This window comes from Leifsonia sp. P73 (assembly GCF_051059105.1).
Classification (GTDB): Bacteria; Actinomycetota; Actinomycetes; order Actinomycetales; family Microbacteriaceae; genus Leifsonia.
Genome location: NZ_CP194931.1, coordinates 1,672,640 through 1,692,769 on the forward strand (window position 1 = coordinate 1,672,640; position 20,130 = coordinate 1,692,769).

General features: G+C 70.4%; 23 protein-coding genes. 16 read left to right on the forward strand and 7 right to left on the reverse strand.

All coding sequences use genetic code 11. From position 1 onward, the window contains the following. Positions 1–20 precede the first annotated feature (20 nt). Genes ACQ86L_RS08510 through ACQ86L_RS08525 form a run of 4 tightly spaced genes read left to right on the forward strand, consistent with a single transcriptional unit; the run spans position 21 to position 2,452 of the window. Positions 21–305: a hypothetical protein gene (locus ACQ86L_RS08510; protein WP_434318491.1), complete on the forward strand. Its 285-nt coding sequence runs from the start codon at positions 21–23 to the stop codon at positions 303–305. Next, on the forward strand, positions 302–664 hold the full coding sequence (locus ACQ86L_RS08515; RefSeq protein ID WP_434318492.1) for a hypothetical protein: 363 nt from the start codon (positions 302–304) through the stop codon (positions 662–664). Before ACQ86L_RS08510 ends, ACQ86L_RS08515 begins: the two co-directional genes overlap by 4 nt. A 38-nt stretch (positions 665–702) precedes the next feature. Next, complete coding sequence (locus ACQ86L_RS08520) at positions 703–1,986, forward strand: polymorphic toxin type 44 domain-containing protein (protein WP_434318493.1); 1,284 nt, start codon at positions 703–705, stop codon at positions 1,984–1,986. Between the two features lie 58 nt (positions 1,987–2,044). Next, positions 2,045–2,452: a hypothetical protein gene (locus tag ACQ86L_RS08525; protein WP_434318494.1), complete on the forward strand. Its 408-nt coding sequence runs from the start codon at positions 2,045–2,047 to the stop codon at positions 2,450–2,452. Here ACQ86L_RS08525 and ACQ86L_RS08530 read toward each other — a convergent pair. Next, positions 2,449–4,149 (reverse strand): FAD-dependent oxidoreductase, encoded by a 1,701-nt coding sequence (locus ACQ86L_RS08530; RefSeq protein WP_434318495.1) that lies wholly within the window; start codon positions 4,147–4,149, stop codon positions 2,449–2,451. The two genes, ACQ86L_RS08525 and ACQ86L_RS08530, sit on opposite strands and share 4 nt — an antisense overlap. A 109-nt stretch (positions 4,150–4,258) precedes the next feature. Between ACQ86L_RS08530 and ACQ86L_RS08535 the strand changes: the two genes are divergently transcribed. Beyond that, positions 4,259–4,435: a hypothetical protein gene (locus tag ACQ86L_RS08535; RefSeq protein ID WP_434318496.1), complete on the forward strand. Its 177-nt coding sequence runs from the start codon at positions 4,259–4,261 to the stop codon at positions 4,433–4,435. 2 nt (positions 4,436–4,437) lie between these two features. Then, positions 4,438–4,704: a metal-sensitive transcriptional regulator gene (locus ACQ86L_RS08540; protein WP_434318497.1), complete on the forward strand. Its 267-nt coding sequence runs from the start codon at positions 4,438–4,440 to the stop codon at positions 4,702–4,704. Here ACQ86L_RS08540 and ACQ86L_RS08545 read toward each other — a convergent pair. Beyond that, positions 4,688–5,842 carry a cation:proton antiporter gene (locus ACQ86L_RS08545; RefSeq protein WP_434318498.1) on the reverse strand — a complete coding sequence of 385 codons (1,155 nt, stop codon included), beginning with the start codon at positions 5,840–5,842 and terminating at the stop codon, positions 4,688–4,690. The two genes, ACQ86L_RS08540 and ACQ86L_RS08545, sit on opposite strands and share 17 nt — an antisense overlap. A 137-nt stretch (positions 5,843–5,979) precedes the next feature. Between ACQ86L_RS08545 and ACQ86L_RS08550 the strand changes: the two genes are divergently transcribed. Genes ACQ86L_RS08550 through ACQ86L_RS08570 form a run of 5 tightly spaced genes read left to right on the forward strand, consistent with a single transcriptional unit; the run spans position 5,980 to position 10,535 of the window. Continuing rightward, a complete protein-coding gene (locus ACQ86L_RS08550; protein ID WP_434318499.1) occupies positions 5,980–7,365 on the forward strand; it encodes a ferredoxin reductase family protein in 1,386 nt (461 codons plus the stop codon). After that, on the forward strand, positions 7,362–7,853 hold the full coding sequence (locus tag ACQ86L_RS08555) for an FMN-binding protein (RefSeq protein WP_434318500.1): 492 nt from the start codon (positions 7,362–7,364) through the stop codon (positions 7,851–7,853). The genes ACQ86L_RS08550 and ACQ86L_RS08555 overlap by 4 nt, the downstream gene beginning before the upstream one ends. Then, positions 7,850–8,608 (forward strand): FAD:protein FMN transferase, encoded by a 759-nt coding sequence (locus ACQ86L_RS08560; protein WP_434318501.1) that lies wholly within the window; start codon positions 7,850–7,852, stop codon positions 8,606–8,608. Before ACQ86L_RS08555 ends, ACQ86L_RS08560 begins: the two co-directional genes overlap by 4 nt. A 41-nt stretch (positions 8,609–8,649) precedes the next feature. Continuing rightward, positions 8,650–9,318 carry a response regulator transcription factor gene (locus tag ACQ86L_RS08565; RefSeq protein ID WP_434318502.1) on the forward strand — a complete coding sequence of 223 codons (669 nt, stop codon included), beginning with the start codon at positions 8,650–8,652 and terminating at the stop codon, positions 9,316–9,318. Continuing rightward, complete coding sequence (locus ACQ86L_RS08570) at positions 9,315–10,535, forward strand: sensor histidine kinase (RefSeq protein ID WP_434318503.1); 1,221 nt, start codon at positions 9,315–9,317, stop codon at positions 10,533–10,535. Before ACQ86L_RS08565 ends, ACQ86L_RS08570 begins: the two co-directional genes overlap by 4 nt. Positions 10,536–10,586: 51 nt before the next feature. On the opposite strand, the gene ACQ86L_RS08575 is transcribed toward ACQ86L_RS08570, so the two are convergent. Together ACQ86L_RS08575 and ACQ86L_RS08580 are read right to left on the reverse strand one after the other, a co-directional pair. Beyond that, positions 10,587–11,510 (reverse strand): S1C family serine protease, encoded by a 924-nt coding sequence (locus ACQ86L_RS08575; RefSeq protein ID WP_434318504.1) that lies wholly within the window; start codon positions 11,508–11,510, stop codon positions 10,587–10,589. A 67-nt stretch (positions 11,511–11,577) separates the two neighbouring features. Then, entirely contained in the window at positions 11,578–12,864 is a 1,287-nt protein-coding gene (locus ACQ86L_RS08580; protein ID WP_434318505.1) for a wax ester/triacylglycerol synthase domain-containing protein, read from the reverse strand. Between the two features lie 171 nt (positions 12,865–13,035). Here ACQ86L_RS08580 and ACQ86L_RS08585 point away from each other — a divergent pair, with 171 nt between their 5' ends. The 4 genes from ACQ86L_RS08585 to ACQ86L_RS08600 are packed head-to-tail and all read left to right on the forward strand — an operon-like array spanning position 13,036 to position 16,994. Further along, the gene (locus ACQ86L_RS08585) at positions 13,036–14,145 is read left to right on the forward strand and encodes an ABC transporter ATP-binding protein (RefSeq protein WP_434318506.1); all 1,110 of its coding nucleotides are present in this window, start codon (positions 13,036–13,038) and stop codon (positions 14,143–14,145) included. After that, a complete protein-coding gene (locus ACQ86L_RS08590) occupies positions 14,142–15,350 on the forward strand; it encodes an ABC transporter substrate-binding protein (RefSeq protein WP_345833939.1) in 1,209 nt (402 codons plus the stop codon). Before ACQ86L_RS08585 ends, ACQ86L_RS08590 begins: the two co-directional genes overlap by 4 nt. Before the next feature lie 13 nt (positions 15,351–15,363). Continuing rightward, on the forward strand, positions 15,364–16,182 hold the full coding sequence (locus tag ACQ86L_RS08595; RefSeq protein WP_345833938.1) for an ABC transporter permease: 819 nt from the start codon (positions 15,364–15,366) through the stop codon (positions 16,180–16,182). Then, positions 16,179–16,994 (forward strand): ABC transporter permease, encoded by an 816-nt coding sequence (locus tag ACQ86L_RS08600; RefSeq protein ID WP_345833937.1) that lies wholly within the window; start codon positions 16,179–16,181, stop codon positions 16,992–16,994. Before ACQ86L_RS08595 ends, ACQ86L_RS08600 begins: the two co-directional genes overlap by 4 nt. A 69-nt stretch (positions 16,995–17,063) precedes the next feature. On the opposite strand, the gene ACQ86L_RS08605 is transcribed toward ACQ86L_RS08600, so the two are convergent. Further along, positions 17,064–18,074: an aldo/keto reductase family protein gene (locus ACQ86L_RS08605; RefSeq protein ID WP_434318507.1), complete on the reverse strand. Its 1,011-nt coding sequence runs from the start codon at positions 18,072–18,074 to the stop codon at positions 17,064–17,066. Between the two features lie 81 nt (positions 18,075–18,155). Further along, the gene (locus ACQ86L_RS08610; RefSeq protein ID WP_434318508.1) at positions 18,156–19,052 is read right to left on the reverse strand and encodes an alpha/beta fold hydrolase; all 897 of its coding nucleotides are present in this window, start codon (positions 19,050–19,052) and stop codon (positions 18,156–18,158) included. A gap of 94 nt (positions 19,053–19,146) precedes the next feature. Here ACQ86L_RS08610 and ACQ86L_RS08615 point away from each other — a divergent pair, with 94 nt between their 5' ends. Next, on the forward strand, positions 19,147–19,644 hold the full coding sequence (locus tag ACQ86L_RS08615) for a MarR family winged helix-turn-helix transcriptional regulator (protein ID WP_434318509.1): 498 nt from the start codon (positions 19,147–19,149) through the stop codon (positions 19,642–19,644). 74 nt (positions 19,645–19,718) lie between these two features. On the opposite strand, the gene ACQ86L_RS08620 is transcribed toward ACQ86L_RS08615, so the two are convergent. Next, positions 19,719–20,051 (reverse strand): hypothetical protein, encoded by a 333-nt coding sequence (locus ACQ86L_RS08620; RefSeq protein WP_434318510.1) that lies wholly within the window; start codon positions 20,049–20,051, stop codon positions 19,719–19,721. Positions 20,052–20,130: the final 79 nt, after the last annotated feature.

The following is a 20,130-nucleotide window of genomic DNA, read 5'->3' on the forward strand; positions in this document are numbered from 1 at the left end:
CGAAATTGGTGAGTGAGTTTATGACTTCGGGAACGCTCAGTTCGAGCACCGCCGCCGCCGACGCCGCCGTGAACGAGTTGGTGGGCATCGACACCTCCGGGTACGCCGATCAGCAGGTCACGTTCGGTTTCACCAGGGAGGTCCCCGGGATGAGCGCCGGCCGCGATGTGACCAACCAGATGTTCCAGACCGTCCGCGCGTTCTGCGCCGCCGTGTTGGGACAGGCGAACAAGTTCCCGGAACTGGCAAGCAGCATCGAGAAGCGCGATGTCGCGGATGCCGAACGGTGGGAGAGCGCACAATGAGCGTCGACAGGAGCATGAACGATCGATGCGAGCTCACCGCTCGGATCGCGGAGGTCGAACGGCGGGAAGACGAGGTCGCCGGAGTACGGAACGAGTATCAGCGGTCACTGGAGCGGTTTCACGAAGAATTCCGGTCGGTGGGCCGGCGACGGGAGTCGTCGCTCCACGAGTCCATGCAGTCCGGCAGCAGCGGCGCGCAACGCGAACTCGAGGCCCAGCAACTGCTGCTGTTCCAGGTCGATCGCTATGTCGCGGATTCCGTCGCGGAGCTCGAGTGGACCAGTTCGCAGGCTCGGCGGTCACTCGACGATGAGCGAGAGCGCCTGATCCGCCAGAGGAACGACCTGCCGTGGGAGTGAGGTTCGGCGTCGCTGACTCCAGCAATCTCATCAGCGCGATGCGCAACAACGTCACGACCGCGAACGCGATCATCGATCGCCTTGCGTCCGGGTCACGGCATCTGATCGCTCAGCTCGACGCCGGGGTGCTTCAGGGGGCAGCCTATACAGCAGGACGCGGCCTCTTCAGCGACCTTATCCTTCCCGGGATCGCGAAGCTCAGCGAAGCGGTGGACGACATCCAGGCCGAGTTCGCGTCGTACGAGCACGCGCACTCGGTGGTGGCCGAGCTCGGCGACCTCGACCATGACGACCTCACACAGGGGTTGCGGGACGCGCGAGAACAGCTCCGCCTCATCGAGGAGCAGCTCGAACAGAACAGCAGCTTCCTGACGCAGCTTCAGGCTGTCTTCACGGGGGACGTGGCCAACCTCGTCTATCAGGACCAGGTGCTCAAGAAGCTCAGAGTCCAGGTCAAGAACGAGATCGACCAGTACAGAGACAAGATCGAGAAACTCGAGTGGTTCGTCGCCGATGTCTCCAACTACTTCTCCGACAGTCTGCAGGTCATGCAACTCGCCACCCAGGCTGCGATCGAACTCAACAAGATCGCGGTCGAGGCCGATGGCAGCTACTACACGAGCGGCGTCAACCTCACTCTCATCCGCGGACTGTTCGAGACGAAGATCTCCAACCAGGGTCACTCCTCCCTCGGAATTCGTGCCGGCGAAATCGTCTTCGACAGTCTGAAGTCGGCCTCGGGGCTCAGCTACGACAAACTCGTGGAGTGGCTCGCCTCCGACGAGTCGCAGCGACTTCACTCCCTCGCGCGCTGGAATCCCGGACTGTTCGAATCCATGCTCCGGGAGGCGATGAAGCTCAAGGCGGACGGCGACTTCTCGGGCGCCTTCGGCGCTTTCTTCGCCCTCCTGAGCGAGAACGGATTGATCGCCTTTCAAGGCGGTCAGACATTCCTCGAGAAGTTTCCCACCGGCGAGGAATGGGACATGAAACGCTACCTCGCCGAGGAGTACGACCTCACTCTCCAGTCGGGCTATTTCTACCTCCATGACGACCAGGGGAGGGTGGTGCGTTCGGACGTCTTCGGCAATCTGAATTACGGCGCGATGCTCGCCCATTGGGGTGTGGAGCTTGAGACCGCGTTGAAGGGCGCGAATCTGGACGACGAGGACATCGGCGCAAGCGTCGGGGTGACCCATGATGACTTGGATGATCGAGCGGTCGCGTTCGGCTATGAGCTGTACGGAAAGTATCCGAACGGCCTCACCAAGGACGAGTACTACGAGGAGATCGCGAATGCGAAACTATTCGATGAGGAGTAGTACGGGCCCGCTCCTCGCTGCCGCAGTCGCATGCTTGTCGCTTGCAGGATGCTCGAGCATGTTCGGCGATACCGTCGGCTGGCGGGGAGGAACCCTCTACAACGAGAAGCTTCACAAGCAAGAGCGACCCGAAAATCCGATGTCCTTGACTCTCAAGACTGACGGCACCGGGATCGCCGAAAACATTCCGCAGGGAGTTCAGGCGACCGAGGACAAAGCCTGCATCACGGTGACGCATGAGGAACGCTACAGGGGGGCCGTGAAATGGCAGCGACACTCTGACTTCAGCTTCGAGATCGAGTTCGCGGACTCCAAATACCGCGTCCTGAGCGGCAAGGGTAAATTCGCCCCCGACTGGACAGAGGCGCGCATCTACACCTGCAATTACGGGCTCGAGTATTGGCGCATGCCGATCAGTTGTGCGCGACCTGATTTCGTCGCGGTGGAGACGTGGACGTGCGATTAGCCCCGGACACCCGCGCCCTCGAACCAGCGAACTCGATTGTAAGCTCTAGGCCGCGACTGCCTCGCGCTCCCGCGACCCCACCCCCGCAACCCACGTGCGATACCCCCGTCGAGGTTCACGACGCCGTACCCGTGCTGGCTGAGGATGCGCGCCGCGGTGTGCCCGCGCTGCCCCACCTGGCAGTGCACGACGATGGGTCCGGCCGGCAGCTCGGCGAGCCGGTCGCGGAGCTCGTCGACGGGGATGTTGACCGCGCCGGGGATCGCGCCCGCCGCGTGCTCGCCCGCGCTGCGGACGTCCACCAGCGTGGCACCCGCCGTCAGCGCCGCGTCGAGCTCGTGCCACTGGATGGCGCTGGTCGTGCCGGTGCGGAGGTTGTCGGCCACGTAGCCGAGCTGGTTCACCGGGTCCTTCGCCGAGCCGAACTGCGGCGCGTACGCGAGCTCCAGGCGCGCAAGCCCGGACGCGGTGATGCCGCCCGCCATCGCCACCGCGATGACGTCGATCCGCTTGTCCACGCCCTCCCCGCCGACGATCTGCGCCCCGAGGATCGCGTCGCTCGCCGGGTCGACCAGCAGCTTCATCGACATCGACTGCGCGCCCGGGTAGTAGGTCGCGTGCGACGCCGGGTGGGTGTGGATGACGCGGTGCTCGCGGCCGGCCGACACCAGCTGGCGCTCGCTCCAGCCGACCTTCGCGGCGACGGAGTCGAACACCTTCACGATGGCGGTGCCGAGCGCGGGCGTGTTGCGCTCGTCGTGGCCGGCGATCACGTCGGCGACCGAGCGGCCGTGCCGGTTGGCCAACCCGGCCATCGTGACGAGCGCCTCCTCGCCGGACAGCGCGTCGGTCTTCTCGACCCCGTCGCCGACCGCGTAGATGTGCGGGTCGCTGGTGCGGTTGCGCGCGTCGACCGCGATGCCGCCGGTCGGGCCGAGCGCCACACCGGCTGTCTGCGCGAGGTCCACGCTCGGCACCACGCCGGACGCGTCGACGAGGAAGTCCGGGCGCAGCGCGCTGCCGTCGTCGAGGAGGACGACCCCGTCCTCGACCGTGTCGATCGTGACGCCGGTGCGCACGTCGACGCCGTGGCTGCGGAGCTGCGCCTCCAACGGCGCCACCATCTCCGGGTCGAGCGGGCTCAGGAGGTGCGGCCCGCGCTGGACGAGGGTGACGTGGAGGCCGCGCCGCACCAGGTTCTCCACCGCCTCCATCCCGATGAACCCGCCGCCGACGACCAGCGCCGACGTATTGTCGCCCGCAGCGTCCACCAGGCGCCCGATCGCGTCCACGTCGTCCACCGTGCGCAGCGTGTGCGTCGGGATGCCGGACCGTCCTGCCGCTTCCCGGGCCGAAGCGCCGACCGCGAGGATCAGCTCGTCGTAGCGCTCGGTGGACGTCTCGCCGCTCGCGAGGTCGAGCACCGTGACCGTGCGCCGCGCGGCGTCGACGTCGAGCACCTCGTGACCGGTGCGGACGTCCAGCCGGAACCGGGAGGCCAGCGACTGCGGCGTCTGCAGCAGCAGCGACGACCGATCGCGGATCACCCCGCCGACGTAGTACGGGAGGCCGCAGTTCGCGTAGGAGACGTACGGGCCCCGCTCGAAGACGACGATGTCGCGCGCCTCGTCCAGCCGGCGCAGCCGGGTCGCGGCCGACATGCCTCCGGCGACGCCGCCGACGATGATCGTTCTCACTGGGATGGTCCTTCTTCCGTACGGGTGTCAGGGGCCGGATTGTGTATACCCCCGCCGGTATCGTACTATACCTCCGGGGGTATCCCGAACCCCGAGAGAGGACCTCCCCATGTGTTATCCCGTCACCTGCTCCACCTGCGGTAAGACGACCTGGAACGGCTGCGGACAGCACGTCGCCGACGTGCGCAAGAACGTCCCGGCGGCGCAGTGGTGCGACGGCCACGCCGAGCAGGCCACGACCGCGACCGGCGCCGGCTTCCTCGGCCGCCTGTTCGGACGGAGCTGACCGTGGACCGCACGCCCGCCGACGTCAAGCCTGTGCTGAACCGCCTGCGCCGCGCGCAAGGTCAGCTGAACGCCGTGATCGCCGCCGTCGAGAGCGGCGGGAAGTGCCGCGACGTCGTGATCCAGCTCGCCGCGGTCTCCAGCGCGCTCGACAAGGCCGGCTTCCAGATCATCGCCACCGCGATGGAGAAGTGCCTGAACGACCCGGACGACACCACCGACCCGATGACCGTCGAAGAGCTGGAGAAGCTCTTCATGACGCTGGCGTAGCCCGGACGGCACCGCCCGCCCGCCGCGCCACGGCCGCCACCGAGAAGGCGGACGTCGCCAGGCTGATCAGTGCGCCGAGCAGGATCGCCCCGCCCTCCCCCGGCGCCAGCGTGTGCGTCTGGAGGCCGAGCGTCACCGCGGCGACGGGCACGCCGAGCTGACCGGCCGAGGCGACGGCCTGCGCCCACGGGAGCCCTGCGAGCCGCGAGGCCAGGTGCGCCAGCACCGCGCCGACGCCGAGCGCGACGCCGAGCAGGATCATCGCCGGGTGCGCGACGAGCTCCCGCAGATCGAGCGAGGCGCCGAGCCAGACGAAGAAGAGCGGCCCGAAGAAGCCCTCCGTCATCCCGAAGAGCTGCCGCGCCAGCCGGTGCGGCTCGCCCACCGCCGACAGCACCAGCCCGAGCGCGAAGCCGGCGATCAGGATCGAGAGCTGCGCGAACTGGGCGATGGCCGCGAAGGCGAACAGCACCAGCAGGCTGAGCCGCAGCTCCAGCGCGAACCGGCGACGCTCCGAGTAGGCGTGCAGCGCGCGGCGCCGGCCGGAGCGGACCAAGCGGGTCAGCGCCACCCACAGCCCGACGGAGAGCGCGGCGATGACCAGCACCCCGATCCCGGCGGTCAGCGCCCGCCCCGGCACGACGACCAGCGGCAGGAGGACGACGCACACGACGTCCGCGACGGCGATCTGCGCGACGAGCTGGGCGGCCGAGCGCTTGTCCACGTTCACAGACTGCAGCATCGGCAGCACGAGCGCCGCCGACGACGAGGCCAGCAGCACCCCGTAGAGGAGGCCGTTGCCGGAGTGTGCCACGGCCGCGAGCACCGCGGCCAGCACCGCGGAGGCCGCACCGACCAGCCCCGCGCCGAGCGCGCCGCGGGCGAGCACAGCGCGAACCTCCGGGTCGCGCACCGGCACGTGCGAGCCGACCACGACCATGGTCAACCCGAACCCGATGGAGGCCAGCAGTGTGAAGTCGTCGTTCGCCGGGTCGACCAGCCGGAATCCGGAGACGCCGATCAGGAGGCCGCCGAGCAGTTCCCCCGCGACGACGGGCACGCGCCAGATCGAGCGCGCGGCCGCCAGCGGGCCGAGCAGTCCGACGGCCACCACCAGCGCCAGGAGAGCGAAGCTCATGCGGAAACCGTAGCCGCACCCGGCCGCCGTGCGGCGTCGGCATCGCCGTCACGGCGCGCCCCACTCCATAGCCGATCCTTAGGCCGTTCTCAGCCGACGTAAGAATCCACAAAGATTCGACCAGCATCGTTGGAGGCATGACAGAGTCCTGGGCCGCGACGACGGCACCCGCGCGGCGGCCCCGTGCCCGCCGCGGCGCCGCGACCCGGCACCGGCGCGGCGCGCTCACCGTGCGCGTCCTGCTGGGGGCCAGCGTCATCGCCGTGCTCGGAATGTGGTGGTTCAGCGTCCCCGCGAACTTCGCCTCCACGCCCGCCAACGCGATCACCTCGCTCGGCGAGCTGAGCGGCCTGGTCGGCGCGCTGCTGGTCTGCTACCAGGTGCTGCTGATCGCCCGGGTGCCGTGGTTCGAGAACGCGGTCGGTCTCGACAAGCTGGTCTCCTGGCACCGCTCGCTCGGCGCCTCGGTCATCTTCCTCATCGTCGCGCACGTCGTCTTCATCGTGCTGGGCAGCGAGGTCATCGACAAGAGCACGCCCTGGGACGAGTTCTGGACCGTCTACTACTCGTATCCCGACATGCTCCCCGCTCTCGTCGGGACCATCGCGTTCCTGGCGGTCGGGCTCTCCAGCGCGCGCCTGATCCGGACGAAGCTGTCGTACGAGGTCTGGTACTGGCTGCACCTCACGACCTACGTCGCGATCTTCCTCACCTTCCTCCACCAGCTCAGCGCCGGTGTGCACTTCGTCGGCAACCCGGTCAACCGCGTCCTCTGGATCGGCCTCTACCTCGCCACCGCCTCTGCCGTGCTGACCTGGCGCTTCATCCTGCCGACGATGGACGCCTGGAAGGGCCGGATGCGCGTCGTCGCGGTCGTGCCGGAGGGCCACGGCCTCAACAGCGTCTGGCTGGAGGGGCCGCACGTCGACCGGCTCGGCGTCCGCGCGGGCAACTTCCTGCTGTTCCGCTTCTTCGCCTGGGGCCACCTCGGCACGGCGCACCCGTACTCGGTGTCGGCGGTGCCGGCGAACGGGCGGCTGCGCATCACCGTCGGCACCCTCGGCGACCACTCCAGCCGCCTGACCGCGCTCAAGCCGGGGACGCTCGTCTTCGCCGAAGGACCCTTCGGGCACTTCACCGCCGACCGCGCCAGCCGCGGCAAGCTGCTCCTCATCGCCGGCGGCGCGGGCATCGGCCCGATCCGCGCGCTCGCGGAGGAGCTGGTCTACCGCGGCGGCCGCCCGGTCGTCCTGTACCGGGTCAGCTCGCCCGAGCAGCTCGCACTCCTGGGCGAGCTGCAGGCGATGGAGGGCGTCACGGTGATCCCGCTCGTCGGCCGCCGAGCCCAGCTCGGCTACGACCCGCTCGGCCCCGGCAACCTGGCCAGGATCATCCCCGACCTCCACAATTGGGAGGCGTTCATCTGCGGGCCGGAGGGCATGGCTGAGCTGGTCGAGTCCTCCCTGCGCGAGCTGCGGATGCCCAAGCGTTTCATCCACCGAGAAGAACTGAGCATGTCATGAACAACAAGTCCTGGCGCGGGACCGTGCTGTTCACCATCATCCTGGTGGTGATGGGCGCCACCGTCGGCCTGAAGCTGTACGGGGTCGGCGAGCAGACCACCGCGGCGTCGTCGGTGCACGCGACCTCGACCGCGCCGTCGGCGACTCCCTCCAGCACGCCCAGCGCGACGGCGACGCCCTCCGCCTCGGCGTCGGCCCCCGCGGCTGCGCCGCCGGCGACCAAGACAGTGACGGGGACCGCCGTGGACACCCGTTACGGCCCCGTCCAGGTAAAGGTCACGTTCGAGGGCACCAAGATCACCGCGATCGACGCCATCCAGTACCCGACCGAGAGCGGCCGCGACCAGGAGATCAACTCGCAGGCCATCCCGATGCTGCAACAGGAGGCGATGTCCTCCCAGTCGGCGAAGATCGACACCATCTCGGGCGCCACCTACACCTCGGAGGGCTACATCCAGTCGCTGCAGTCGGCCATCGACCAGCGATGAGGTTCCTCGAGACGGTCATGGGCATCCCGATGTCGATCGACATCCGGGAGGCCGAGGAGAATGTCGCGGCGGCGGCCGCCGAGCGCGCGTTCCGGGTGTTGCAGGAGGCCGACGCGCGCTTCTCCGCGTACCGTCCCGACAGCGAGCTCAGCCGGGTGAACGCCCGCGGCGGCGACGCGTCCGGGGTGAGCGACGACTTCGCGGAGGTCGTCGGGCTCGGCTCGACAATGGCGGAGGCCTCGGGGGGCGCGTTCCGCATCCGGCGGCCGGACGGCACCTGGGACCTCGACGGCGTCGTGAAGGGCTGGGCGGCCGACCGTGCGGCGCGCTCGCTCTCGCGGGGCGGCCTCCGGGACTTCTGCCTCAACGCGGGCGGCGACCTCGCGGTGTCCGGCAGCCCGGGCGAGGGCCGGCCGTGGAACGTGGGCGTGCGCTCCCCGGAGAGCGCGGCGGAGGTGCTCGCCGTGCTGGAGGTCAGGGACGGCGGCGTCGCGACCTCCGGCGCCTATGAGCGCGGGGCGCACATCGTGGACGGCCGCACGGACGCCGCGGCGACCGGGCTGCGCAGCGCGACCGTGCTGGCCGCCGACCTCACGACGGCCGACCTCCTGGCGACGGCCGTGTTCGCGCTGGGCGAGGACGGCATCCGCTGGGCCATGGGCAACGGCGCGCGCGGCGTGCTCGCCGTCGACGCGGCCGGCCGGCTGCTCGGGCTCGGCGAGCTGGCCTTCGCGGGAGCGGGGCGGCCACGGTGAGCGGCGACGGGCTCGCGGGCGACCCCTCCTATACTGCGGGCATGAGTGAGCGCCGCCGGGTCCTGGTCGCCGAGGACGACACCCGTCTCGCCGGGATGCTGGAGACGCTGCTGGTCTCCGACGGCTACGACGTGGTGCTCGCCCGTGACGGGCAGCGCGCCCTCCACCTCGGCCTCACCGAGAGCTTCGACGCCGTCGTGCTCGACCGTGGCCTCCCCGCGGTCGACGGGCTCGGCGTGCTGCGCGGCCTCCGCAGCAACGGTGTCACGACGCCCATCCTCATCCTCTCGGCGCTCGGCACCGCCCCCGACCGGGTGGACGGCCTGAACGCGGGCGCGGAGGACTATCTGGCCAAGCCGTTCGACATCGACGAGCTGCTCGCCCGGGTGCGCGCGCTCATCCGCCGGGCGTCGTCGGAGGTCCCGACCGTGCGCTTCCCCGGAGGGCAGCTGGACGTCGGCAGCCGCACGGTCACGCTCGGCACCGGCGAGCGCCTGGTGCTCTCCGACCGGGAGGCCTCCCTCCTCGAACTGCTGGCGCGCCGCCCGGAGCAGGTCTTCTCGCGGGCCGTGCTGCTGGACGAGGTCTTCGCCGACGCGGACGACCCCGGCGTGGTCGACACCTACGTGCACCACCTCCGCAAGAAGTTCGGCCGCACCCTGATCGAGACCGTGCGCGGCGTCGGCTACCGGCTGGGCGGGGTCGGATGAAGGCCGACCTCCGCGAGCTGCGCACCGCGTCGGCACGGCTGGCCCTGCAGTTCGCCGGCATCATCCTGGCGCTGTTCGTCGTGCTCGGCGGCGTCGTCTACATCGTGGTGTCCACCGGCCAGACCGAGGCGGCGAAGCGGGCGCTGGCGGACGCGTCGCAGGTGGACTCGGTGCACGACGCGCCGCACGACCTCCTGGTCACCGTCCTCCTGCCGCAGGGACGAGACATCTCTCCGAACATGCCGGACGGGCTCCCCGACGAGCGCGCGCTGCAGGAGGTCGCGCAGGACGGCGGCACGATCACCGAGACCGTCGTGGCGGACGGCAGGGCCTACCTGACCCAGACGGACGTGCGGCGCGGCAAGGTGGTGCAGATCTCCTACGGCCTGGCCGAGCAGCAGGAGGAGATGGGCCGCCTGCTGACTGCGCTCATCATCTCCGGCGTGATCGCGACGGTCGCCGCCGCCCTGGTCGGCCTCCTGCTCGCCCGCCGGTCGATGCGCCCGATGTCGGAAGCCCTTGCGCTGCAACGGCGGTTCGTCGCGGACGCGGGCCACGAGCTCCGCACGCCGCTGACGCTGCTGAGCACCCGGGCCCAGCTCCTGCGGCGACGGCTCTCCCGCGGCGGCGGCGAGGCGTCCGCTGACGACGACGTGCGTTCGGGGCTGGACGAGATCGTGGACGACAGCCGGGCGCTGACCGAGATCGTGGAGGACCTCCTCACCGCGGCGGACCCCCGCCAGAACGCGGACCCGGAGCGGGTCGACATCGGCGAGCTCGCGGCCGTGGTCGCCCGCTCGGCCGAAGGGCGCGCGCACGAGCGCGACATCGAGCTGACCACGCAGGCCACGCCCGGCGCGGTCGTCGCCGGCGCTCCCGTGTCGTTGCGGCGGATGATCGTCGCGCTGGTCGACAACGCCCTCGACCACGCCGCGTCACGGGTGACGATCGACGTCTCGACCGACCGCGACGAGGTCGTGCTCGCGGTCTCCGACGACGGCCCCGGCTTCGGCCTCCAGGACCGCGCCTTCGACCGCTTCGCCACGGCGCGCGCGGAGGGCGCCACGACGGGACACGAGCGGCACTACGGCCTCGGGCTGGCGCTGGTCGCGGAGGTCGTGGACCGGCATCGCGGGCGCGTCACCGCCGCCGACCGCCCCACCGGCGGCGCCGAGGTCACCGTCCGCCTCCCCCACTTTCCGCCGAAGGGCACGTAAACGCCCCTAAAACGCGGTTTTAGGGGCGTTTACGCGCCCTCGGCGGTGATTTCAGGCGTCGGTGAGTTCGGTGGGCTCCACGATGGCGTCGACGAGGGCGCCGTTGCGCCAGACGGTGAGCTCCAGCCGGCGCCCGATCGTGCTCGCGATCATCAGCCGCTGAAGGTCCGCGACGGCGTGGATGCGCATCCGGTCGAGCGAGATGAGCACGTCGCCCGGACGGATGCCCGCCAGGTCGGCCGGGCTGTCCGTGACCACCGACATCACCTGGATGCCCGTCCGTGCTCCGGCCTTGCGGGCGATCTCCGGGTTGAGCGTGATCTCCGCGCCCGCGATCCCGAGCCAGCCGCGGCGGACGCGGCCCTCGCGCATCAGGGTGTCCATGATCTGGCGGCTCGTGGCGTTGATCGGGACGGCGAGGCCCAGGCCGGTTCCGGCGACGGCGGTGTTCACGCCGATCATGCGGGCGTTGCTGTCCGCGAGCGCTCCCCCGCTGTTGCCCGGGTTGAGCGCGGCGTCGGTCTGGATCACCTCGTCCACCACGCGGCCCGACCGGGTCGGCAGCGACCTGCCGAGCGCCGAGACGATGCCGGCCGTCACGCTTCCGGCGAGGCCCAGCGGGTTGCCGACGGCGACGACGAGCTGACCCACCTGGAGGCGCGCGGCGTCGCCGAGCTCGACCGGCGCGGGGACGGGCGCGTCCGCCCGCAGCATCGCGAGGTCGGAGAGGGGGTCGCGGCCGATGACGCGCGCCCGCACGCGGGTGCCGTCCTCGAAGGCGAGGTCCACGCTGCCCGCTCCCTCCACGACGTGCGCGCTGGTCAGGAGGTGGCCCTCGGCGGAGATGACGGTGGCGCTGCCGAGGCCGACGCCGCGGAAGGTCCGCGCGGTGACCGCGGCGACGGCCGGGCCGACGACGCGCGCGACGCGCACCACCGCCGCCGAGTAGGCGTCCAGCGCGTCCGAATCCGTCATGAGACGAGTGTGCGCCCGGCGGCGCCCGCGGTGGCCTCCCGTTCGCCGACGGCTGACGCGGGTCTGCTCAGCTGCGGGCGATCGTGTGCAGAGCCTCCGCCACGGCGTCCGCGACCAACCGCGCCGCGGGGAGGTGGCCGGCATCGGTCTGAACACTCACTCGGAAGCGTCCGGCGTAGGAGGCCGCCACGAACCCGACCCGGACGTTCGCCGAGAGCAGGGCCAGCGGCCACGCGCTCACCAGCTCGGCGCCGTCGAGGCGCAGCGTGCGCACCGGGCCGGGGAACTCCGACGCCACGGCCGCGACCGCGCGCTGGGTGCGGGCGACGCGCATCAGGAGCGCGGCCGAGCGCGGCCCCGACATCCATTCGAACGTCCCGGCGGCCCTGGCCCGCGCCTTCTCCGACCGGGACTGCGCCCCCACGCGGGCCACTGCCGCGCGCGCGTCGGCGTCGGCCACGGGCACCTGGACGAGCATGACCCCGGTCGCGTTCCCCTCCCCCGGCAGGCGCGGGAGGCGCACCGGCGACGAGACCGGCAGCGTCGCGGGCAGTTCCTCGCCCGCCGTGACGAGGACGGCGCGCAGCCCCTGCCCGACCGCGGCGAGGAAGGCGTCCCCGATCGTGCCGCCGGCCCGGCTCGCGCCGTCGTGCAGCTCAGCGAGGCCGACGTCCAGGAAGGCGACATCGCGCGTCGCGCCGAGCGGGCCGAGGAGTACGCGCGAACGCACCGTGCGGCGGAACACGGCGGTGGTCTGCGCGGCGACCTCGCGGAGCCGCCGGAGCGCCGACAGCCGTTCCGTCGGCGGGAGGGGGACCGTCGCGGCCGGTCCGCCCAAGCCCGCGCCGGCGGCCCCGTCGTCGCAGAGCGCCGCGATCAGCGCCTCCGCCTCCAGACCGTCGGCGAGCGCATGGTGGAGGCGGAACAGGACGCCGCACCGCCTCCCGTCCACGCCGGGCACCAGCAGCAGCTCCCACAGCGGCCGGTCGAGAGGGAGGCCGGTCATCAGGGTCCGCGCGCAGACCTGCTCGAAGGCGAGCACGCCCGCGCCCGCCGCGCCGTCCGCTCCCGGTCGCCAGAGCCGCACGTGCCGGTCGAGCTCCGGCTGCGACAGCTCCCAGTGCCACGCCGCGCCGGAGGCCACCGGCCGCCGGCACAGCGCAGGCGCCGACCGGACACGGTCCGCGAGCACCGTGCGCAGCCGCCCGACGTCCGGCACACCGCGAGCATCGACGAATCCGCCGGGCTCCAGCACGCCCGCCAGCGTCACCACATTGGGTTGGCCGCCCTCCAGCGCGAAGTTGGCCGCGTCCACCGCGGCGATCGCTCCGGCCGGTGCGTCACGCCCCACCATGCCGCCAGGGTAGCCGCGGCACGAGGGGATGCGCACTGAAGATTCGGACCGAATGTCGCCTCCCAGACAGCGGGAATCGGCATTCGTGACAAAACTTTGCTGCGGATTCCGTAGTCGAGTGAACATCCCATCGCATATGATCACTACGCCCACCGTCGAAGGAGACTGGATGTGAGCGAGCAGCCCGCCATCAGGCTGACCGGACTGACCAAACGATTCGGGACGGTCGCGGCCGTCGACGACCTCGACCTGGAGATCGCCGCCGGCGAGTTCTTCTCCATGCTCGGGCCGTCGGGCTCGGGCAAGACCACCGTGCTGCGCTGCATCGCCGGCTTCGAGCAGCCGACCTCCGGCACGATCGAGCTGTTCGGCCAGGACGTGACCGGCAAGCCCGCGGCCGCGCGGGACGTCAACACGGTCTTCCAGGACTACGCGCTGTTCCCGCACATGTCGGTGCTGGACAACGTCGCCTACGGCCTCCGGGTGCGCGGCGTGGGCCGGACGGAGCGGCGCAAGCGGGCGATGGACGCACTCGCCTCCGTGCAGCTGATGGGCTTCGCCGACCGCAAGCCCGCGCAGCTCTCCGGCGGCCAGCGACAGCGCGTGGCGCTCGCCCGCGCGACGGTGGTCCAGCCCAAGGCGCTGCTGCTGGACGAGCCGCTCGGCGCCCTCGACCTCAAGCTGCGCCAGCAGATGCAGGTGGAACTCAAGCAGCTGCAGCACGAGCTGGGGATCGCGTTCGTGTTCGTCACGCACGACCAGGACGAGGCGCTCACCCTCTCCGACCGGATCGCCGTCTTCAACAACGGCCGGATCGAGCAGCTCGGGACGCCGCGCGAGCTCTACGAGCACCCGAACTCCCGGTTCGTCGCGGACTTCGTCGGCACCTCGAACCTGTTCGACCGCGAGCGCGCCCGCAGCATCCTGGGCCTCGACGGCGAGTACTCCATCCGCCCGGAGAAGATGGAGCTGCACACGCTACCCGACCACTCCGGCACGCCGTCCGCGGCCGGGACGCTGGTCGAGTCGGTCTACGCGGGCACCAGCATCCGCCGCGTGGTGGACCTCGACGCGGGCTTGCGGATCTCGGTGCTGGAGAGCAACGACCGCACGCACCGCGCCGAGCTCGACCGCGGCTCGCGCGTGCACGTGACCTGGAACGACGACGACCTCCGGAGGCTCGGCGGCGACGCGCAGGACGCACCGCGCGACGCGGAGGACGACCTCCAGGACGCAGATGTACCTCGCAGCAGAGGTGTAGAAGAGAGGCAGGACTCATGATCCGTGCAACGAAGCGCGTGGCGCGCTCCGCGGCCGCTGCCGCGGCCGTCTCCGCGGCCCTCCTGGTGCTGGCCGCCTGTTCCGGTGGCGGCTCCACCGGTGGCTCGGCCGGCTCGGTTCCGAACGTCCCGATGGCGAAGAAGCTCGGGGCCAACGAGAACCAGCTCAACCTGATCGTCTGGGCGGGCTACGCCGAGGACGGCTCGAACGATCCCAAGGTCAACTGGGTGACCCCGTTCGAGCAGAACACCGGCTGCCAGGTCAACGCCAAGGTGGCCGGCACCTCCGACGAGATGGTGCAGCTCATGCGCACCGGCGACTACGACGGCGTCTCGGCCTCCGGCGACGCGACGCTCCGCCTGGTCTACGGCGGCCAGGTCGCGCCGGTGAACACCAAGCTGGTGCCGAACTACACGACCATCTCCAGCTTCCTGAAGAACAAGGCGTGGAACTCCGTCGACGGGCAGATGTACGGCATCCCGCACGGCTGGGGCGCGAACGTCCTGATGTACAACAAGGCCGCCGTGACCCCGGCGCCCGACTCCTGGTCGGCCGTCTTCGACGACGCCTCCAAGTACGCGGGCAAGGTCACCGCCTACGACTCGCCGATCTACATCGCCGACGCCGCGCTGTACCTGAAGGCCCACGACCCGTCGCTCGGCATCAAGGACCCGTACTCGCTCACCGAGAAGCAGCTCGACGCCGCGGTCTCGCTGCTGAAGAAGCAGAAGACCTCCATCGGCGAGTACTGGTCGGACTACACCAAGTCGGTGCAGTCGTTCGAGTCGGGCAGCAGCGTGGTCGGGACCTCCTGGCAGGTCATCGCGAACCTCATCCAGAGCGACGGCAAGGTGCAGGTCGGCACGACCGTCCCGAGCGAGGGCTCCACCGGCTGGTCGGACACCTGGATGATCTCGTCCAAGGCGAAGCACCCGAACTGCATGTACCAGTGGATGAACTGGATCACCTCCCCGACGGTCAACGCGCAGGTCGCGGAGTGGTTCGGTGAGGCCCCCGCCCAGACGAAGGCGTGCGAGAAGACCCAGGACCCGACGTTCTGCGACCAGTACCACGCGCTCGACGCCGGCTACGCCTCGAAGATCCACTACTGGACCACGCCGCAGACCAAGTGCGTCGACGGCAGCGGCAGCGACTGCACCGCCTACAGCGAGTGGGTGACCAAGTGGCAGGAGATCAAGGGATGACGGGAGTCCGGGGATGAAGGCGCGCCTGGGCTTCCTGCTCGGGCCGCCCCTCCTCTGGCTCGTCGTCATCTACCTGGGCTCGATCGCCGTCCTCCTGGTCTCCTCCTTCTGGACGGTGAACGGGTTCACGGGCGCGGTCGTCCCCACCTTCACGCTCGAGAACTACGCGACGCTGTTCACCGACCCGTTGTACGGGACGGTTGCGCTGCGGACGCTGCTCGTGGCGCTGGGGGTGACGCTCATCGACGCGGTGGTGGCCTTCCCGATGGCGCTGTACATCGCGAAGGTGGCCCGGCCGAGCCGGCGCGCGCTCTACCTCGTCGCAGTGACGACGCCGCTCTGGGCCAGCTACCTGGTGAAGGCGTACGCCTGGCGCATCCTGGTCGAGCCGGGCGGCCCGATCGCGGTCGCGACGGGCGGCTACACGCCCGGCTTCGGCCTGCCCGCGACGATCATGACGCTGGCGTACCTGTGGCTGCCGTACATGATCATCCCGGTGTACGCCGGCTTCGACCGCGTGCCGGACTCGCTGTTCGAGGCCAGCTACGACCTGGGCGCGTCGACCTGGCGCACGATCAGGACGGTCGCCTTCCCGCTGGTGTTCCCGGCGATCGTGGCGGGGTCGATCTTCACCTTCGCGCTGAGCTTCGGCGACTACATCGCGGTGGGGATCGTCGGCGGCAAGACCCAGCTGCTCGCGAACCTGATCTACGGGCAGCTCGTGACGGCGAACAACCAGCCGCTGGCGGCGGCGCTGTCGGTGATCCCGCTCGTCGCGGTGGTGCTCTACCTGCTCGCGGTCCGCCGCACCGGCGCATTGGAGAACGTGTGAAGCTGCTCTCGACCCCCGCACGGATCTTCGTCGGCCTCTGCATGCTGGTCGGCCTGGTGATCCTCTACGTGCCGCTGCTGCTGATCGTGCTGAACTCGTTCAACAGCTCGCGGACGTTCTCGTTCCCGCCTCCCGGCTTCACGCTGCAGTGGTGGGTGGACGCGTTCCAGTCCCGTGGCGCGGCGGACGCGCTGGCGACCTCGGTGATCGCCGGGCTCTGCGCCTCGGCGATCGCGCTGGTGCTCGGGACGATGGCGGCGTTCGCCGTGCAGCGCTTCCGGTTCTTCGGCCGGCAGAGCATCAACTTCCTGGTGGTGCTGCCGATCACCCTCCCGGGCATCGTGACCGGTATCGCGCTGGCGTCGACCTTCACGACGGTGCTCGGCCCGGTGGGCGTGACGCTCGGGATGGCGACGGTCATCATCGGCCACGCCACGTTCTGCATCGTCATCGTCTACAACAACGTGCAGGCGCGGCTGCGGCGGATGGGGACCTCCCTGGAGGAGGCCTCCGGCGACCTCGGCGCGCGCGGCTGGCAGACGTTCCTGTGGGTGACGCTGCCGCAGGTGCGCGGGGCGCTCGCGGCCGGCGTGCTGCTGGCGTTCGCGCTCAGCTTCGACGAGATCGTCGTGACGACGTTCACCGCGGGACCGGCGGTGCAGACGCTGCCGATCTGGATCTTCCAGAACCTGTTCCGGCCGAACCAGGCGCCGGTGGTGAACGTGGTGGCGGCTGTGCTGACCATCCTCGCGATCATCCCGGTGTGGATCTCCCAGCGCCTGGCCGGCGACTCGGTCACGAGCCGCGTCTAGCGCCCGGGCATTCGTGCCGAATGTCGACTCTGGTCGCTCCAGAGCCGACATTCGGCACGAATCGGGAGGCTACGCCTCGCGGTGCTTCGGCGAGCGTGTCGCCGTGTGGGAGGCGTCGCGCTCGACGGCGCCGCCGAGGACCTCGTCGATGCGGCCGAGCAACTCGGCGGGGATGGTGACGCCGGACGCTTTGACGTTCTCTACGACCTGCTCGGGACGGGAGGCGCCGATGATCGCGGTGGCGACGTTGTCGTTCTGGAGCACCCAGGCGACCGCGAGCTGCGCGGGCGTGAGGCCGAGCTCCTGCGCGATCGGGCTGAGCTGCTGCACGCGGGTGAGCACGTCGTCGGTCAGCCAGCGCTTGACCGCGCCCGCGCCGCCCTTCTCGTCGGTCGCACGGCTGCCCTCGGGCAGAGGCGCGCCCGGCAGGTACTTGCCGCTGAGGACGCCCTGCGCCACCGGCGACCAGACGATCTGCGAGATGCCGAGCTCCTTGGAGGTCGGCACGACCTCCGCCTCGATGACCCGCCACAGCGCCGAGTACTCGGGCTGGTTCGAGATGAGCTGGAAGCCGAGGTCCTTCGCCAGCGCGTGGCCCGCGCGGAGCTGGTCGGCCGTCCACTCGCTCACACCGATGTAGAGCGCCTTGCCCTGCCGCACGATGTCGGCGAAGCCCTGCATCGTCTCCTCCAGCGGCGTGAAGAAGTCGAAGCGGTGCGCTTGGTACAGGTCGACGTAGTCGGTCTGCAGGCGGGTGAGCGAGCCGTCGATGGACTCCAGGATGTGCTTGCGCGACAGCCCGACGTCGTTGTGCCCCTTCGGTCCGGTCGGGCCGAACACCTTGGTGAAGATCTCCAGCGACTGCCGGCGCTCGCCCTTCAGGGTCTCGCCGAGCACGGTCTCCGCCGCGGTGTTGGCGTAGACATCCGCGGTGTCGAAGGTGGTGATCCCGGCGTCGAGGGCGGCCCGGACGCACGCGGCGGCCGTCTCGTTCTCGATCTGCGAGCCGTGGGTCAGCCAGTTTCCGTACGTGATCTCGGAGATCTTGAAGCCGGAGTTGCCGAGGTACCTGAACTGCACTGTCGTTCCTTTCGAGGGGAGATCGAACTCGATCGTAGGCAGACGGGATTCAGTGGGGCCAACAGTGGTTGGTTCTGGGATTCAGTGGCTGAGGTGGTGAATCACCATGTCAGCCATGACCTGCGGCTTGCCGCCCTCCTGAGCGTTCTGGGTCGCCGAGTGCCCGGCGCCCGGGATCGTGCCGACTCCCGCCACGGGAAGCAGCTCCCGCAGCCGGTCGACCGCGTGCCGCAGGTACGCCGGCGACTTCTGCGCCGACACGAGCAGCACCGGACCGCGGATCGCCGCGTAGTCGCCGATGCGGTCGGCGCGCTGCGCGACGATCTTCATGTCATACGGCACCGCCAGCGCGAGCTCGCTCATCGTGGCGCCGCCCGCCGGGAGGACGCCGCCCTCCTTCGCGAGCATCTTCCGGGTGCTGGACTCCAGCATCCGCCGCGGGAAGAACCGCAGGAATGCCGGCCCCATCTGGGTGCCCAGCAGCGCGGTGACCATGTAGGCGGGGACGTCGCCGCGTGCGGCCTCCGGCTCGAAGCGGGCCAGGAAGGCGTCGAGGTCGAGGGAGCCGTCGACGACGAGCGCCGGCTCGAACAGCACGACCGCGAGCCCGGGATGCGCGAGCGCGACCTCGGCGGCGATGATGCCGCCGGAGCTGATGCCCAGGATGGTGGTGGCGCCCGTCGCGGCGACGACGGCCGACACGTCGGCCACGTCGAGCGCGAGGTCGTAGCAGTCGAGCGCGGGATACGCGCCGCTCCTCCCGCGGCCGCGGCGGTTCACCAGGTGCACGGTGAACGTTCCGGCGAGCGCCGCCGCGAGGTCGCTCTGGCTGGCCGCCGACTGCATGGTTCCGTGGACGATCACGAGGCCGGGGCCCGTGCCGGTGCTGAAGTACTCGATCGGCGTGCCATCCTCGGAGGACACCAGGTGCGAGGTGAGCGGATCGGTGGATGGTGCGGTGCTGACGGTGCGGGACATCGGATGCCCTTCCTTCCTGGTTCGCCGGCCTCGCGGCCTGGCACTGAGTTTGTCTTAGTGACTAAGATAATGAGTGACTGAGAGGATTGCAAGAGTGGATTCGACCGACCCGGACTCCGCAGCGCGTGACGAGCTGATCGCCCGCCTGACCGACCTCGGCGCGCAGTCCGCGAGCCTCACCGGCCTGTTCCAGCAGCGCGCGGCCGCGAGCTACGGCCTCGGGGTCAGCGACATGAAGGCCCTCGACGTGCTGATGCGCAACGGGCCGCAGACCGCCGGGCAGCTCGGCGCGGCGCTCAACCTGACCTCCGGGGCGGTCACCGGGATCGCGGACCGCCTGATCAAGCGCGGGCTCGCCCGCCGCGAAGCCGACGCCGCCGACCGGCGCCGGGTGCTGATCAGCGCGGACTTCGCCGCCCTCCAGTCCGGCCCCGACGTGTACCAGTCGATCGGGGAGGCCTTCCGGCGGCTGCACGAGTCGCTGACCACCGAGCAGCTCGCGTTCCTCGCGCGCTACCAGGAGGAGTCGATCGCGCTGACCCAGCAGGCGGTCGACGCGCTCGGCACCGCGCCGGAGCCGCGGCGGGAGTAGAACGCACCCCCTACCGCTGGTCCGCAGGCGCGGCTACCGTTCACGTCGTGCCGGTCACACGCATGTCGATGGCGTCACGGGAGCCCGATGTGGCCCTCGCGGTCATCCGCGGCCTCCAGCCCGGCTTCGACTTCGCCCGTGACAGCGACGACGACGCCTTCTCGTTCGCCGTGAGCCATCTCGGGGACGAGCGGCTCTCGCTCGACCGGCTTCACCTGGTCTGCACCGCCCGCGGTGTCGCGGACCCGATGACCGAGTTCAACGTCTGCGAGGCCACCCCCGGGATGCACCTGGAGGTCGGCCGCGAACAGCTCGACACCGACCGGCCGTTCCTGTTCCCCTTGGCGCCGATCGAGTCGAGCTGGGAGCACGAGGCGCGGGCGCAATCGGTGCGGGTCGACATCCACGCCGTCGATGCGCTCGCTCAGGAGTACTTCGGCCGTCCGGGGCTGCACGTCCGCTTCACCGGCAGCGCGCCCTCGACGC

What these genes read in the sequence shown, in the direction of transcription:
- ACQ86L_RS08510 (WP_434318491.1), top strand. Translation starts at nt 21, where the DNA reads ATGACTTCGGGAACGCTCAGTTCGAGCACCGCCGCCGCCGACGCCGCC.
- ACQ86L_RS08515 (WP_434318492.1), top strand. Translation starts at nt 302, where the DNA reads ATGAGCGTCGACAGGAGCATGAACGATCGATGCGAGCTCACCGCTCGG.
- ACQ86L_RS08520 (WP_434318493.1), top strand. Translation starts at nt 703, where the DNA reads ATGCGCAACAACGTCACGACCGCGAACGCGATCATCGATCGCCTTGCG.
- ACQ86L_RS08525 (WP_434318494.1), top strand. Translation starts at nt 2,045, where the DNA reads ATGTTCGGCGATACCGTCGGCTGGCGGGGAGGAACCCTCTACAACGAG.
- ACQ86L_RS08535 (WP_434318496.1), top strand. Translation starts at nt 4,259, where the DNA reads ATGTGTTATCCCGTCACCTGCTCCACCTGCGGTAAGACGACCTGGAAC.
- ACQ86L_RS08545 (WP_434318498.1), bottom strand. Translation starts at nt 5,842, where the DNA reads ATGAGCTTCGCTCTCCTGGCGCTGGTGGTGGCCGTCGGACTGCTCGGC.
- ACQ86L_RS08550 (WP_434318499.1), top strand. Translation starts at nt 5,980, where the DNA reads ATGACAGAGTCCTGGGCCGCGACGACGGCACCCGCGCGGCGGCCCCGT.
- ACQ86L_RS08555 (WP_434318500.1), top strand. Translation starts at nt 7,362, where the DNA reads ATGAACAACAAGTCCTGGCGCGGGACCGTGCTGTTCACCATCATCCTG.
- ACQ86L_RS08560 (WP_434318501.1), top strand. Translation starts at nt 7,850, where the DNA reads ATGAGGTTCCTCGAGACGGTCATGGGCATCCCGATGTCGATCGACATC.
- ACQ86L_RS08565 (WP_434318502.1), top strand. Translation starts at nt 8,650, where the DNA reads ATGAGTGAGCGCCGCCGGGTCCTGGTCGCCGAGGACGACACCCGTCTC.
- ACQ86L_RS08570 (WP_434318503.1), top strand. Translation starts at nt 9,315, where the DNA reads ATGAAGGCCGACCTCCGCGAGCTGCGCACCGCGTCGGCACGGCTGGCC.
- ACQ86L_RS08575 (WP_434318504.1), bottom strand. Translation starts at nt 11,510, where the DNA reads ATGACGGATTCGGACGCGCTGGACGCCTACTCGGCGGCGGTGGTGCGC.
- ACQ86L_RS08580 (WP_434318505.1), bottom strand. Translation starts at nt 12,864, where the DNA reads ATGGTGGGGCGTGACGCACCGGCCGGAGCGATCGCCGCGGTGGACGCG.
- ACQ86L_RS08590 (WP_345833939.1), top strand. Translation starts at nt 14,142, where the DNA reads ATGATCCGTGCAACGAAGCGCGTGGCGCGCTCCGCGGCCGCTGCCGCG.
- ACQ86L_RS08595 (WP_345833938.1), top strand. Translation starts at nt 15,364, where the DNA reads ATGAAGGCGCGCCTGGGCTTCCTGCTCGGGCCGCCCCTCCTCTGGCTC.
- ACQ86L_RS08610 (WP_434318508.1), bottom strand. Translation starts at nt 19,052, where the DNA reads ATGTCCCGCACCGTCAGCACCGCACCATCCACCGATCCGCTCACCTCG.